Origin of the sequence: Salinivibrio sp. ML323 (assembly GCF_001995745.1) — a bacterium.
GTDB lineage: Bacteria > Pseudomonadota > Gammaproteobacteria > Enterobacterales > Vibrionaceae > Salinivibrio > Salinivibrio kushneri.
Genome location: NZ_MUES01000028.1, coordinates 1 through 14,636, shown reverse-complemented (window position 1 = coordinate 14,636; position 14,636 = coordinate 1). Strand labels below are relative to the sequence as shown.

Sequence of the window (14,636 nt, the reverse complement as noted above, 5' to 3'; positions counted from 1 at the left end):
AGCTTGTAGCCATTTTTCTATCAATGTAACACCCGCCCTCGACCACTTATGACTCAAATCAATCAAGCGATTTTGGCAATATGTATTGCGCTAGCCTCTTCTGGGTGCACACAACGCATCCAAGATCTCAGTGACTCGTTTAAATTCGCCTATCAAGGCTTTCCTGATGCAGAAAAAAGCTGGGACGAGATTAACGCGCTGCCCTATGCCAGCCTTTATGCACAACTCGATAACGGACCACGTGGTTTTATGGTCCTGGCCTTTGCTGAGCCAAGCCAACATCCAAGCCCAAATTTAAAATGGCTCTCGGGCAAACATGAAATGATCGTCACCCGCAACAGTCGCATTGTTAAAACCGTCAACTTTGCAGAAGGCAACCTCACGGCCACCCAGGTGAATAGCCCTGATCCATTAAGTATTGGACTCGCCACCATTCAAATGCCCCACAAGTGGTCGCGTACCCTAGACTGGCAACCGGGCAACCACAGTGGTTATCGTGCCGACTCCACCTTTAAGCGCGGCGAGCCGCAAACTATCGCGGTAAACGGCACACACATAGACACAGTGCAATACCATGAATTCGTCACCCTGCCGACGCTCAATGTCAATTTTACCAATCACTATTGGATCACAAAAGAGACAGGCAAAGTGATTAAATCTTATCAGCACCTCGCTCCCAACTTGCCCGCAGTGACACTCACTCATCTCAAGCCCTACCAGGGAGGCGCACATGATTAACCACCGTTCACTATGGTGCCGTCTTTGCGGGCTTGCCATGATCCTAACCATGCCCGTGGCCGCCAATACACTGACATCAGACGCTGACACCGCGCTTTCTTTTACTCAGCCACCTCGCCTTGCACAAGCCGTATTAACCATCACGCATTCCCAGCAGCGCTCACTAGATGATGTCTACTGGCCTGCGGCCGGTCTTTACCGCTTAAAAAGCCAACAAGCGCAAGCCATTAACGATCCCCAACCCATACGCGATCAAATCGCTGTTCACACCGGCGAACAGCGTCAACAATGGCAAAAGCTTTATCAGGCACTCAACAAAATGGCGGTTGGCGAGCGTATACCCGGCGCGATAGACCCAGACATTACTCGTATAACCCCAAATACCAATCCGGTGTTAAAGGGTAATTGGCACTTRCAACTACCAACGCGCCCGACGCACGTCATGGTTTTAGGCAGTGTCAGCCAACCGGGGCGCTACCCTTGGCACGAGCGTTTATCCGCCAAAAGCTATCTTAAGCAAGCGGCGCCAGAGGCTTGGCACGATTCAAAAATATGGGTGATCAGTCCATCAGGCGAGCGCGCACAGCACCCTATCGCCTATTGGAATGGCCAGCACCGCGACATATTACCCGGTTCAGTGATCTATCGTCCCCTGGCGTATAAACCCATAAAAGGTCACACCATCGACCCCAATCAACACGCACTGACGTATTTACAAAATAGGTTAATCCGACCATGATGGATTTTTCTTCTGCATCCGGACGCATGCTTCTCTCTGCGGTCGCTCTTGCGGTCAGTCAGGCGGTCTCTGCCGACAGCTTTGACGCACCTGAGCTTATCCACTCACAAACCGACTTTGGCGGTGTAGGCCTGATGCAAATGCCCACCGCGCGCACCGCCCCCGAGGGTGAATTTACCTTGGGCAGTACCTATAACGAAGACTATATACACTTCAATACCTCGCTTCAGTTGTTCCCTTGGTTAGAAACCACCATCCGTTATACCCAGGTTCACGACTTGCTTTATAGTGATAGTGAAGATTTCAGCGGCGACACAAAATACACGGATAAAAGCATTGATGCCAAATTACGCCTGATGCAAGAAAGCTTCTGGTTGCCCGAGCTGGCCATTGGTGTGCGAGATATTGGCGGTACAGGGTTATTTGATGGTGAATATATTGTCGGCTCCAAACGCGCCGGCCCGTTTGATTTCTCGCTCGGCGTTGGCTGGGGCTATATGGGTAATCGCGCCAATCTTACCGGTGATAAAAACCAATCGGTGGATTGTGGCCGTGACACCACCTACTCCGGCAAAGGCGGCAGTGTTGACGTCAACCGCATGTTTACTGGCTGTACCGCGTTATTTGGTGGGGTGGAATACCAAACCCCCTATGCGCCGCTAAGTCTAAAGCTTGAATACGACGGTAACGATTACAAAGCCGATTTTATTAGCACCAGAACCGGTATTCCGATGGAGGTCAACAGCCCTTGGAATGTGGGGGCAGTATACCGTTTTGGCGATTGGGGGAGCGCGCGGTTAGCCTACGAGCGCGGCGCGGTGATCACGGCGGGATTAAGCCTGCATACCAACTTTAATCAAGTCAGCCCCTTTTGGCTTGATGATGAAGCACCCAGCTATCGCCCAACCGCCAAGCAAGCAGACTTAAGCGACGACCAATGGCAAGCCTTGAGCCACCAACTTGCCAGTGTGGCTGGTTATCAAGATAACCAAGTACACTTTGATGGCGACACCGTCACAGTGGCAGGCACTCAAAGCAAATACCGCAACCAAGATACCGCCCAAATGCGCGCGGCCACCCTGATTGCCAACACGGGCATTGACGCCAAACAATACCGGATTATTGACCAAGCCGAACGTCAGCCCATCACTGAAACCGTGATTGATGCCAACACCTATGCCGCCGTCGCCACCAACAGCTATGTGGGCGCAAACCCTGACGATGCACGTACGCGCCAGCAGCCGCAACCCACCTCGGGCACTGAAAAAGCCAACCAGCGCGATAATCTTGATGCCGGCCTCGCCCCTGTGTTTGTGCAATCGTTTGGCGGCTCAGAAGATTTTTACATGTACTCACTGGGCGTGACGGGCAACGCCGCCGCCCGATTAGGCGATCACTTTATTGCCTCGTCTAGCGTGTATGTCAACATTGCCGATACCTACGACAAATTTAAGTACACAGTGCCGCCCGATGGCACCGATCTTAAGCGGGTGCGCACCCTTAACCGCCAGTATCTCGAAGACACAGTGCGAGTCACCAATGTGCAACTGACCTACCTCGATCATTTTGGCGATAACTGGTACACTCAAACCTATGGCGGCTACTTAGAGACCATGTTTGCCGGTGTCGGCGGCGAAGTGCTTTACCGCCCCATGGATAGCCAGTTCGCGATTGGGCTTGATGCCAACTACGTTAAGCAACGCGAGCCCGGCTCAGCGTTTGGACTATTTAAAAACGAATACCAACCTGCAGAAAATGGCAACCGAAGATTCCGGGTACAAACCGGCACCACTACCGGCCACGCTACCCTTTACTGGCAAAACCCGCTAGGCTTATTTAATGGCACATTAGCCAAAATTAGCGCCGGTCGCTATTTAACAGAAGATGTCGGCGTGACAGTAGATATTGCCAAGCAGTTTGATAGTGGGATCACCGTGGGCGCGTACGCCAGCAAAACCGATTTATCGGCGGAAGAATTTGGCGAAGGCAGCTTTACCAAGGGCTTTTATGTCTCGATCCCGTTTGATTTGCTTTCAATAAAACCTACCACCTCGCGTGGCGGGCTCTCTTGGCAGCCACTTCAGCGTGATGGCGGACAAAAACTTAACCGCAAATACTCACTGTATCAGTTAACCGATGGCCGAAATCCATGGTTTACTCGTAGCAATCAGTAACGAATGCGAGATAAATGAACTAACACCGTGAAACAAAAACGCCGAGGCAAATAAACCTCGGCGTTTTTTTCAATATTTTTTAATCGCGCTCATCGTATTAAAACGATAAGCGGTTAATCACAAGCAATAATGGGTTGGCTATTCCTTGTTAAACGCAAACCGCACCAGCATAACCGCTACCCCTAACATGCCACCTAACAGCGTGGCTAACACACAGATTAATGCGCGTTTAGGGCCCGCCTTTTCTTCAGGCACAATCGCTGGATCAACCGTCTCAAACACAAACTCATCTTTCACTTCAGCCAACATTAAGTTCTTGGTTTGTTCTTCAATCAGCTGATAAAACACATTCTGCATCTGCGTTAAATTGGTATTTTCGAGCTGCTGGCGCAAATAGCCAATATTGGTTTGCGTCTCGTTCAGCTTATCGCGCTTTACATGCGCATTAATATCACGCACCAACTGCTCCACCACCTGTTGCGCAAACTCCGGCGACTGCGACTCAAAACTGATGGTGATAAGGCCACTGTCTTTTTGCTCATTCACCGCCAGCTGCTCGGAAAACGCCTTGTACAACTCCCAATCCGTTGGTGCCGCGGGTTTATGCTTAGGTGCGTCTTCGGGCTTAATCCAAGTTTGGGTGTCAGGGTTATAACGTTCAGTATCAATCACCCACTGCTGCGTGTCTCTATCCCAACCTTGAGTGGCCATTAACCGCACTTCATAGTCATGACTGTGCACAAATTGGCCAATAAACTGGCGCGATTTAAGCGTGGCCAACGCAATTTTTGTATCACTGCCGCCACTGCTACCTAAATCAACGCCTGCTAGCGATGCCAAGCCACCCAGTTGCCCTGCCATACTGGCCAGCCCACCGCCACCTTCCGCATTGGCCGGCGCCAGTAAAGCTTCAGATTTGTAGGTATTAGGGAGAGAAAGTGAGTACCCCACCCCACTCGCCGCGAATAAAAACGTCAACGCGATGATCAGCCATTTACCTTGCCATAAAGCGGCGAATAACTCGCGGAGATCAATTTCATCGTCATTCACCGGCTGCGAAAGCGGCGGGTAGGGGTAGTGTTCGATATTTTGCTTAGTCATAAACCATGAGGCAACAGAGACTAGAAACTAGAGACTAGAAACTATGAGTCAGGTGCCATACCTTCCTTTGATTATTCAAGTTGCTACTTTGAGTGCGCGTTTGTGTCGTATTATCAAGCTAGCAAGGATTTTTGCAATTTCTCTTGCTTCACGGACCATTGCCAAACCAGCTTCTCGTTCTATTTGTCCGGTTTTAATCGCGATTTGAAGCTGAGTCACCAATTCACCACATGAGCCTTTGGCGTAGTAGTAAAAGCGAACTTTTTCTTTTGATGTTTCACGTTCTTCCCCTTCTGCAATATTTGAGGGTATTGATAGGGATGACCGAAAAACTTGATCTTTAAGTGCAAAGTTCTTGTTGTGTTCAAATGTACTAAATACCGAACACGCTAATTTTGATGAGCGTTGCCAAACACTCAGTTTTTCAAACAGCATAAGTTGACCTCTCTCGCCTTCGAGACAAAGAATACAACTCACCCACTGTTTGTGTTTTATATCTTTACATTTCTGCGAGACACTCCTAGAGACTAAAGACTAGAGACTAGAGACTAGAGACTAGAGACTAGAGACTAGAGACTAGAGACTAGAGACTAGAGACTAGAGACTAGAGACTAGAGACTAGAGACTAGAGACTAGAGACTAGAGACTAGAGACTATTTTATGAGCCGCTTTAAGCTTTTCCTAGTCTCTATTTTCTAGAAGCGAAGCGTCTAGTCTCTCCCTCGTTTCTAGTTTCTAGAAGCGAAGCGTCTAGTCTCTCCCTCGTTTCTAGTTTCTAGAAGCGAAGCGTCTAGTCTCTCCCTCGTTTCTAGTTTCTAGTTTCTAGAAGCGAAGCGTCTAGTCTCAGCCCTCTGCTCTTCCCGCTCTAATCCTTCACCGCTTTCCATGCAACGCCAAGTTGATACAAGATTTGCGTAGCCGTTGATGCGGTGCTTAGGCCGTCGAGATAATCCGTGTCAATCGGCACGATAATGGTGTCGCCAGGCTCTAAGTCTTCTTGTTGGCGACTAAACCAATAGCTGTTATTGGGCATCATCACCGAGCCATCGGCACGCACCACATAGATTCTGTCGGTATCCGCTTGTTGCTTGGTACCACCGGCCGATTCAAGATAGTCACTGACCGTCATTCCCGGCTCAAATAACTGGTTCGATGCAAACTGTACTTCACCCATAATACTCACCACAGGATTTTTCGGTGGCACATAAAGCTTGTCGCCACTTTCTAGCATGATGTTGGCGATATCATCACCCTCAAGAGCACGAGGCAGCGAGATCACCATACGGCCAACCGCTTCGGCGTTTTGTAGCTCATCGGCCAGTGAAAGCGCATCACTGGGGCTGGTGGTATATTGCGCGCTATTGGTCTGTCGGCGTAACGCCAGACTACTAATTTCCTGCTTAAGCTGACGATTAAGCATTTTTAACCGCTCACGCTCTTGGCGTTTTAACCGCTCGCGGCTAAATACCGCGCCTTTGGGATAAGCAAACTCGGTTAAACCGCCGGCACGTTCAATCACATCTTGAATGGTTTCACCGCGCTCAAACGCATATACCCCAGGGAAGCGCACTTCACCTTGCAGCTCTATGGTGTTGTTTTTATGCCAATTTGGCTTGGTTTTAATATTGATCCGATCTTGCGATCGAATGTTCAGTGCGTGTCCTTTTCCGTTCAATACGTTGGCCACATTAATCGGATAGTGGCGCACGGTGAGTCGGTCATCAATCACCTCGCGACGCGTGATCTCGGCTTGTTTTAAATACGCGGCCTCCGTTAAACCACCGGCAGCGGCCAGCAACTGTTCAAAGCGCGCGTTTTCAGGTAATGGGTACACGCCGGGGTATTTAACCGCGCCGCTTAATTCCACAATCGCCGCATTGTAACGGTTATTGGCTTGTTCTTTTAAGCGTTCAATAATCGGTTCAAGCTCCTGCTCGCGCAACGATCGTTCTTCCTCGTCATTACGCTCACTGATCACCTGAGCCAGTTTTTGCTCGGTTTGCTGCTGTGCGTTTGACACTTCAGCACCGGTTTCAGGGTCAATTTGTGTAGCCGTCGCATAAGCGTTCCCGCTCTGCATACTCGCATTATTGGTTGCTTGCCGACGTGCCTGTTGGTTGGCACGTTGATCATCTAACCCATCAAAATCGACCTGATCCCAAAATTTGCTATCAATGCCATTACTAAAGACAAACACCTGATCACGCGCTTTAAGCGGCAGGTTATCTACCGAGCTAGGCGAAGTAATCGCATTGCCCAAATCAAACTGCAACACACGAATGTGACGCTCGGCATCGATTTCACGTACGACCAGCGCATAGTCAAGGTCCGCATTCGGTTTTAAGTCACGCTTGGTATCGGTCACCAGATCGGCCACCGCCATCCCAGGGGCAAAATGATAGGCCCCCTGACGCGCCACCTCGCCGCGAAGGATCACCGCATCATCGAGCGCATCATTGCTCTTCGCAATTTGAATCGCATCACCATTTTTTATGCGAAAGTTTTGCCCACTCGCTTGCGTCATATCTAGGCTAAATTGCTTCACCCCAGATTCAGTCACGCGTTTTACACTCACGCTCGATAAATAACCTTCAGGCAGCGCGCCGCCGGCCATATTCACCACGTCGGCCAAGGTATGATTGCTACGCAATTCATAAAGGGCCGGGCGCAAAACTTCGCCATCTACAGCTACTTGCGCCCCACGCGATGGCACAAACAAGGTGTCGCCTTTTAACAAGCGCACATCATCACTGCTGTCGCCGGCGAGTAATAAATCGTATAAATCCAGCTCAGCAATCACTGTACCATTGCGCTTTAACTGAACATCACGCAAAGAGCCACTTGGCTTAATCCCGCCCCCAGCAAGCAACGCTTGGGTAATGGTGGTGAGACCATTAACGTTATACGCGCCAGGTTGCTTCACATCGCCAGATAAATACACCTGCATGGTACGCATCGCACCAATATCAACGCTCACATCCACCCCAATCACACGCTCGGCAAACATCGCTTTGATCTGTGCGCGCACCCCGCCGAAGGTTTGCCCGGCAACCTGCATCGGGCCATATTTAGGGAAATGGATAAACCCATTGCGCTTTACCGTTAAGGTGTATTCTTGGTTCTCTTTACCAAACACTTGAATATCTAAGGTATCGCCTGGGCCCACCAAATAATCACTGGGCAACGGTAAATCCTCAAAGGTGTTGATTGAGGCCGAGTTACCCGCTAAAAAGTCGTAACCAAAAGGTTTAAGGGCTTGCGCGTCATCGCCCTTGTTAGCCGAACTGGTGCGTTTCGTGCTGTTGGCGTTATCTGTGCCACCAATTCTTGTTGGCGTTGACGGCGCAGGCTGCTTATCATCATTGCCGTTATTATTCGCCGACTCCAACGCGGATAAATCAACGCCATATTGGCGGGCAAGCTGCTCTTGTTGTGCCTTAGGCAAATTTTTAAATTGCGCCATTTGCGCCGCGGTTGGGGTCGCAGCAACACTGGCCGTAGAGACAGTCAGCGAAGAAAAACACAGGGTGAACAAACAAGCGGCTGTTCGCCAGTGTCGTGCCAGTCTGTGAGGTTTGAATGATGAAAGCACCAACATACTTAATCTAATCCATCTTTATTGTTATTTAACGGTCAGGGTTGCCGAGTCAGCTTAAAAGCGCAGCTGATACTTCACCCAGTAGCGCGTTGTATCCTGTTCATTGTTTGGCGCGTCGCCATCCGTGCGACTGGCCCCTAGTGTTACCATGCCAGTAAAGGCTGGTAAGCGATAACTCACATCCACATGCTGCCATTGCTGATCCTCAGCCTCACGCTCTGCCACCGTGAATGCTATGGCATGATCGTTGGCCAGCTGCACATACGCAGCCGCCGAGTGGCTTTCTGCCAACCCATAAGTGGTGCTATTGCCACTTAACTGCGTTGATGACACCGCCTGATCGACACCAGGCGTAGTGCGTAAATCCGTCTCAAACCCAGTATGCGTTTGCTGACGCTCAAGCACCACACGCACGCTTTGTCCGGCCAGCTCTGTTTGCCCGCTCCAGCCCACTAGACTGGCCGCAAGCTCATTACCTTTATAATCACTGGCAAGCTCACCATAAAGTGCATGCGCAAACGGCAATGTGCCAGCTGGCAATGCTAATTTAGCATCCCAGGCCCATTGTTCACTTTCTTCACGTCTGCTATCCGGGTTTGTCCAACGCTGATAGGTCACACCATACTGAAACGCCGGCAATGGCTGGCTCACCAAACGCCCCGCCCAATGGCCATCGTATCCGGTTTTTTCCGGTAACTGATACACAGTCTCAAACGACCAATAACCTAACACAGGATTGACCTGGCCCAAATAACTCAGCGAGGCACTGGTGGCAGGGGCCGATTGGTTTCCCCAAATCAGATTATGTYGCCAACCTTGCCCCCACCAGCGTTCAAGTTGTCCCACGGTAAACAGCCAACGCCCTTCATTTAACGCTAAATATGAGCCTTGCCAGGTATATTCCTTGTCGCCATTAGCATCACGGCGGTATTGGTTTGCCACCTTAAAGGCAAAGCGATTGCGCATATGTTGGTAATACGTCCCCACCAGCCACTCATGGCGCGGGGTATCACCATAACTCAATGATGTTGCGGGCTCATTGGCCCACTGGAGATCAAAGCCAATGGGGGCGCGATTAAACTTAGCGGCATACGCCCGGTAGCGGACATGTTGGCGGGCAGTATTCAGCATCGATTGGCGTGTATCGTCGTGAGTGAACTGGCGTTTTGGCGCCACCTCATCGTAAAAGCTCGACCAGCGTAACGGGTAGTGATTAATCGGGGCAAGTAATTCACCGGCATCGGACAATGCGGTAAGATCGGCACGTAAAAAAGGATCATTCGGCGCAAGCCAAGGCGAGGCAAGCGCATGCGGTGCTGTGACCAAAGCCAGCCACCACACCAGATAACGCCAACCATCGCCGACAATACGACCGCAAGCGCCACCTTGGTGTTTGATTGTATGCTGCATTGTTATTTTTGCTCGTCTCATGCCTTGTTAACGTCCGCTGTTATCCAGTAGGCATTCTCGCCAGGCCAACATGCCCAGCGGTGCATCTGTAATGTCTGCCGTATTCTACAGAGACAAGATGACATTTAAAGTAAAAACCCACCCAAGCGCACGCAAAACCACCAGTTTTTGTCGCTTGGCTAAAGATAGGTTAAAAAAGGATGGGAAAGATCACGGTTCGAGGGTTACGGATTACGGATTACGGATTACGGATTACGGATTACGGATTACGGATTACGGATTACGGAAAAAGCGTATCGTGCTGTAGGTAAAGTTCCTAGGGCCTAGGTCCTAGGAACTGCTTTCCGCTCTTCCCCTAGGGCCTGGGAACTGCTTCCCGACCTTCGCCGTATTCAATATCCCGAATCAAGGTCGGACAAGCACTAATGGCACCATTGGCGTAGGTCGGCATAAGCGCCAGCACGATGTGAATCATGAATACCCAAGCCAGCTGCGCGCCCGTTGCACGGCGCCATCGGACATTAGTGGTTAAAATTCGCAAGGATCGTGACAGGCCCTGTAGATACAAGATCCCGAATACCGATGACGGAATACAGAGTACAGAAAGAGCAAGAGCCCCAATGCAAGCACGATCTGCTCTATCTAGTTTCTAGTCTCTCGTCTCTCGTCTCTAGAAGCGAAGCGTCTCGTCTCTTTCCCAGCTCTTCCCTTCTCACTCCATATTCCGTATTCTGTCGTCCATATTGGTAGCTCTGAGTAACAAACTAAGCAGATAAAACATGAAAGTACTCGTCACCGGTGGCACGGGGTATATCGGCAGCCACACTTGCATTCAACTGATTGAGCAAGGCCACACGCCTGTTGTTATCGATAACCTATGCAATAGCAAACAAATGGTGCTCGAGCGAATTGAGCAAGTCACTGGCGTGCGACCGGCTTTTATGCAAGGCGATATCCGCGACAGTGCGTTCTTAAAGCGTGTGTTTGCTGAATACAGTATTGACAGTGTGATCCACTTTGCCGGATTAAAAGCCGTGGGTGAGTCAGTTGAAAAGCCACTGAAATACTACGACAACAATGTCGCCGGCACCTTAAACCTAGTGAATGAAATGCAAGCGGCTAACGTCAAATCGCTCATTTTCAGCTCGTCCGCCACCGTTTATGGCGATCCTGCATCGGTGCCAATCACAGAAGACTTCCCCACCTCGGCCACTAACCCCTATGGCCGAAGCAAGTTAATGGTGGAAGAATGCCTGCAGGACTTTCACCATGCCAATCCAGATTGGAGCATTACCCTGCTACGTTACTTTAACCCCGTCGGTGCGCATGAATCGGGATTATTGGGCGAAGATCCACAAGGCACACCCAATAACTTGCTGCCTTTTGTGGCACAAGTAGCGGTGGGCCGACGTGAGAAGCTGGGCGTATTTGGCAACGATTACGACACGCCTGACGGCACCGGCGTACGTGATTATATTCATGTAGTCGATCTGGCCGATGGGCATTTAGCCGCGCTGGATAAAATGACTCATCAACCTGGCACTCATATTTTTAACCTCGGCACCGGCCAAGGCAACAGTGTGCTGGAAATGGTGCATGCCTTTGAAGCCGCGGCGAAGCGCTCGATCCCTTACGAAATTAAACCCCGCCGCGCCGGTGACATCGCCGAATGCTACGCTGATCCGACTTATGCTGAAGCCCACTTGGGTTGGAAGGCGACACGCGATTTACAAACTATGGTTGAGGATACTTGGCGCTGGCAGTCGAAAAACCCGAATGGGTACGCATAGATCGAATAGTGACGCTTTCACTGAGTACTTTCCTGAGTTCATAGCTCGGAATAGCACTCAGTGTGTTATCATTAGTCGATGTAATACATGCGGTCAGCAGTTCTGCTCACAGCGTCAAAAAATGAACTCGGACATCGCTGATTGAATAAGCTGCAACTAAAAACCAACCTCGTAAATTGGCTAGTAAGTTAATAATTATGACAGATACCTTACAAAACGAGATTCAAACCCGCGAGATGGATACATCGCATCTAAACGAAGCGCCAACCGCTGCGGCAGCTTACCAATGGCAACACGCACAGCGTGACTACAGCCACTGCTCGCTGTTTGTATTTTGCCCCGATGACGATGTCGCCAAACTCAGTGAATTGTTAGATCGCCATCCCGAAATCAATGCCTGTATCAACTGTTATGATATCCGTGACTTTAATGGCAAAACCTTATGTCACTTTAGAAGCTCATTTCTATCCGGTGAGCAGCAGCAGTTTCTTATTGGCGCCACCGAGCTTGGCGCTTGGGTAGAGCCATTAGTGAGCTATTTTGATCGCACCCTAGGCTACACAGAAACTGAACTGCTCCACAGCGGCTATTTTTTGCACCAAAAAGCCTTTTCTATTCTCTCTGTGCGCAAAAACAGCCGCGAAAAACGCGCGATTGATCTTTTCTTTGCAGTCTGTATTGGTTTGTTCGCTTTGCCTATTGGTTTACTGACCGCACTGCTTATCAAACTTGAATCGCCCGGCCCAGTGTTTTTTAAACAAACCCGCACGGGGCAATATAACCGCGAATTTGAGGTAATTAAGTTTCGCTCCATGCGCAACGATGCTGAAAAGCACGGCGCTCAGTGGGCAACCAAAAACGATGCGCGTGTGACCAAAGTGGGCAATTTTATTCGTAAAACCCGCATCGACGAGCTACCGCAGCTGATTAATGTGTTTAAAGGCGAGATGTCACTGGTGGGCCCGCGCCCTGAGCGCGAGGTGTTTATTGCAGAGTTAGAAAAGTCGATCCCCTACTACCGGTTCCGCCATGCAGTAAAACCCGGCGTCACCGGCCTTGCGCAGGTGAAATACCCTTATGGTGCCTCTGTAGAAGATGCGATTTGGAAGCATAAATATGATGTGTATTACATCAAACACCAGAATTGGAAAATGGAGCTTAAGATCCTGGCGTTGACAGTGAAGACGGTACTGTTTGGGATGGGGAGATAGGCTAGAGACGATTTTATGAGCCGCTTTTAGCTTTTTCTAATTTCTAGAAGCGAAGCGTCTAGTCTCTTCTCCATATTCAAGATCCCGGATACCGATGACGGAACATAGAGTACAGAAAAAGCAAGAACCTCAATGCAAGCACTGGGGGATTCTAACTACTCAACCAACAATGACGTTTCAACCACTATGAACAACATCGTCGCAATTACCGCTTGTCCGACAGGTATCGCCCACACTTACATGGCGGCTGAGCAGCTTGAGAAAGCCGCCAAAAGTCTTGGTATTCAGATAAAGGTGGAAACCCAAGGGGCGATGGGGATTGAAAATGCCTTATCACTCGATGAGATCATGAAAGCAGAGTGCGTGGTTATTGTCTCTGATATCGAGCTAGAAAAAGCAGAAAGGTTGAGTCACTCAACCATTGTTCGCCTTGCCATGGAAGACGTTCTCACGGATGCGAAAGCGGCGCTACAAACGCAACTTTCCCTATGACGGGCGCATTTGTTTGCTTTTCGGCGCCGCTGCAAGGTTTAGTCAGCTGGCAAATGAGCGAGTTGGCAAGGCTATGCTCACTGTTTAGTGGAAAAAGCACCTTTGTGAATGTCAGCAAAGACTGCACAGCAGCGACCACCGACACCTTATCCATGCTTGCCACGGGCACCCAGCCCAATGATATTTGCCTGCTTCTGATTGAGGGAGTAGATGCCGAGCTAATGTGCTTAGTGCTCGCTGAGTACGTCAGTAAGCACTGGCATTTACTCAGCACCTCTGCCTTTACTGCTGCCGCAAACAATCCGTTAGACACGCCATCGCGCTTCGCGCATCCAAATCTGCGCGTTGAAGGATTACACACCCAAGCGACACAGTGTGAATCGCTGTTTAGGGAGATCGTTGAACGCGTCGCGGAAAAAGACACATCAATGCAAGCTTATGCGGCTTTTATGGCACGAGAAGCACATTCATCCACTTACCTTGGCGATCAGGTTGCACTCCCTCATATTATTGATAGCAGCGTCCCTCATCCCGCCATCATAATGACTCGCTGCCACCCTGCGATGACCTGGTTGMATCAAGAATCGGTTTCACTGTGTATTGCGATCGCGATCCCCAGCGACATCGAGCGTCCGATACTACGCGCCATCAGCCGCCTGTCTCGCCGTTTGTCTTCATCCGCATTCCGGCGCTGGCTGATACACTGCAATGATATTCCTACCCAAATTGCGATGCTAGATGCCGCCTTAGATCAGGATTGATGACTGAGCCGTCGATATTCAGAAGGGGTCTTGCCCGTTCTCGCTTTAAACACGCGGCAGAAATAGTTCACGTCATTGAACCCACAACGACAGGCAATATCGACTAATCGGAACTCATAACGCATCAACATAAATTTGGCTCGGTCAATGCGCACCCACACAATGTAATCTGCCAGTGTCATATGGCCATATTGTTTAAATAAACGTGACAGGTGGCTCGGGCTGATGTGGAAATGCGCGGCAATATCCGCACGCGAAAGGGCTTGCTGGTAATGCTCTTGAATGTAAATACAGATCCCCTGGTAGAGATCTTCTCCGCGAGAGTGGGCATTGAATATTGGTTTATCAACTAATTGATGGGTGTAGGCTAACAACGCCTTAATCAAATACCCATCGGTTAGCTGCTTGTTGGGCTCTTTCGCAAGGTAAGCGGTTAATAAACCGGTGAACGCCTACTCGACATCACTGAGATCCACACACCATGGCATCAGATCTGACATATCGTCCGATGGCGACCGCTTGGGTAATTCAGCGAACAGGTGCCGGAAGTAATAATAGGGATTGATGTCATTGGCACGGCATGTCATCACCAAGCTATACAGATTAGCACTCGCTTTTGCTC

General features: G+C 49.9%; 12 protein-coding genes and 1 pseudogene. 7 read left to right on the top strand and 6 right to left on the bottom strand.

The genetic code is table 11. From position 1 onward, the window contains the following. Positions 1–48: 48 nt before the first annotated feature. The 3 genes from BZG13_RS12790 to BZG13_RS12780 are packed head-to-tail and all read left to right on the top strand — an operon-like array spanning position 49 to position 3,651. Entirely contained in the window at positions 49–738 is a 690-nt protein-coding gene (locus BZG13_RS12790) for a YjbF family lipoprotein (RefSeq protein ID WP_077486892.1), read from the top strand. Beyond that, complete coding sequence (locus BZG13_RS12785) at positions 731–1,477, top strand: capsule biosynthesis GfcC family protein (protein WP_077486891.1); 747 nt, start codon at positions 731–733, stop codon at positions 1,475–1,477. Before BZG13_RS12790 ends, BZG13_RS12785 begins: the two co-directional genes overlap by 8 nt. Then, positions 1,474–3,651: a YjbH domain-containing protein gene (locus tag BZG13_RS12780; RefSeq protein WP_077486890.1), complete on the top strand. Its 2,178-nt coding sequence runs from the start codon at positions 1,474–1,476 to the stop codon at positions 3,649–3,651. Before BZG13_RS12785 ends, BZG13_RS12780 begins: the two co-directional genes overlap by 4 nt. A gap of 138 nt (positions 3,652–3,789) precedes the next feature. Here the strand turns inward: BZG13_RS12780 and BZG13_RS12775 are convergent, their stop codons facing one another. From BZG13_RS12775 to BZG13_RS12760, 4 genes are all read right to left on the bottom strand, one after another. Next, complete coding sequence (locus BZG13_RS12775; RefSeq protein ID WP_077486889.1) at positions 3,790–4,752, bottom strand: Wzz/FepE/Etk N-terminal domain-containing protein; 963 nt, start codon at positions 4,750–4,752, stop codon at positions 3,790–3,792. Between the two features lie 75 nt (positions 4,753–4,827). Beyond that, positions 4,828–5,187, bottom strand: coding sequence for a four helix bundle protein (locus BZG13_RS12770; RefSeq protein ID WP_077486888.1), 360 nt, complete (start codon positions 5,185–5,187; stop codon positions 4,828–4,830). A gap of 430 nt (positions 5,188–5,617) precedes the next feature. Beyond that, a complete protein-coding gene (locus tag BZG13_RS12765) occupies positions 5,618–8,350 on the bottom strand; it encodes an SLBB domain-containing protein (protein WP_108743894.1) in 2,733 nt (910 codons plus the stop codon). Between the two features lie 54 nt (positions 8,351–8,404). After that, entirely contained in the window at positions 8,405–9,760 is a 1,356-nt protein-coding gene (locus tag BZG13_RS12760; protein ID WP_158074900.1) for a capsule assembly Wzi family protein, read from the bottom strand. A gap of 779 nt (positions 9,761–10,539) precedes the next feature. On the opposite strand from BZG13_RS12760, the gene galE reads away from it, so the two are divergent. From galE to BZG13_RS12740, 4 genes are all read left to right on the top strand, one after another. After that, positions 10,540–11,550, top strand: a complete 1,011-nt coding sequence (gene galE, locus BZG13_RS12755) for a UDP-glucose 4-epimerase GalE (protein ID WP_077486886.1) — start codon at positions 10,540–10,542, stop codon at positions 11,548–11,550. A gap of 197 nt (positions 11,551–11,747) precedes the next feature. Then, a complete protein-coding gene (locus tag BZG13_RS12750) occupies positions 11,748–12,761 on the top strand; it encodes a sugar transferase (RefSeq protein WP_077486885.1) in 1,014 nt (337 codons plus the stop codon). Between the two features lie 186 nt (positions 12,762–12,947). Beyond that, positions 12,948–13,253 (top strand): PTS fructose transporter subunit IIB, encoded by a 306-nt coding sequence (locus tag BZG13_RS12745; protein ID WP_077460448.1) that lies wholly within the window; start codon positions 12,948–12,950, stop codon positions 13,251–13,253. Further along, positions 13,250–14,014 (top strand): PTS sugar transporter subunit IIA, encoded by a 765-nt coding sequence (locus BZG13_RS12740; RefSeq protein WP_077486884.1) that lies wholly within the window; start codon positions 13,250–13,252, stop codon positions 14,012–14,014. Before BZG13_RS12745 ends, BZG13_RS12740 begins: the two co-directional genes overlap by 4 nt. Here the strand turns inward: BZG13_RS12740 and BZG13_RS12735 are convergent. After that, a pseudogene (locus BZG13_RS12735) lies at positions 14,005–14,439 on the bottom strand (helix-turn-helix transcriptional regulator); the annotation flags it as partial. The gene BZG13_RS12740 and the pseudogene BZG13_RS12735 overlap by 10 nt on opposite strands. Before the next feature lie 27 nt (positions 14,440–14,466). Continuing rightward, positions 14,467–14,636: transposase domain-containing protein (locus BZG13_RS12730; protein ID WP_131825208.1), on the bottom strand; the 170-nt coding region annotated here is incomplete at its 5' end.

What these genes read in the sequence shown, in the direction of transcription:
- galE (WP_077486886.1), top strand. Translation starts at nt 10,540, where the DNA reads ATGAAAGTACTCGTCACCGGTGGCACGGGGTATATCGGCAGCCACACT.
- BZG13_RS12775 (WP_077486889.1), bottom strand. Translation starts at nt 4,752, where the DNA reads ATGACTAAGCAAAATATCGAACACTACCCCTACCCGCCGCTTTCGCAG.
- BZG13_RS12750 (WP_077486885.1), top strand. Translation starts at nt 11,748, where the DNA reads ATGACAGATACCTTACAAAACGAGATTCAAACCCGCGAGATGGATACA.
- BZG13_RS12770 (WP_077486888.1), bottom strand. Translation starts at nt 5,187, where the DNA reads ATGCTGTTTGAAAAACTGAGTGTTTGGCAACGCTCATCAAAATTAGCG.
- BZG13_RS12790 (WP_077486892.1), top strand. Translation starts at nt 49, where the DNA reads ATGACTCAAATCAATCAAGCGATTTTGGCAATATGTATTGCGCTAGCC.
- BZG13_RS12765 (WP_108743894.1), bottom strand. Translation starts at nt 8,350, where the DNA reads ATGTTGGTGCTTTCATCATTCAAACCTCACAGACTGGCACGACACTGG.
- BZG13_RS12745 (WP_077460448.1), top strand. Translation starts at nt 12,948, where the DNA reads ATGAACAACATCGTCGCAATTACCGCTTGTCCGACAGGTATCGCCCAC.
- BZG13_RS12780 (WP_077486890.1), top strand. Translation starts at nt 1,474, where the DNA reads ATGATGGATTTTTCTTCTGCATCCGGACGCATGCTTCTCTCTGCGGTC.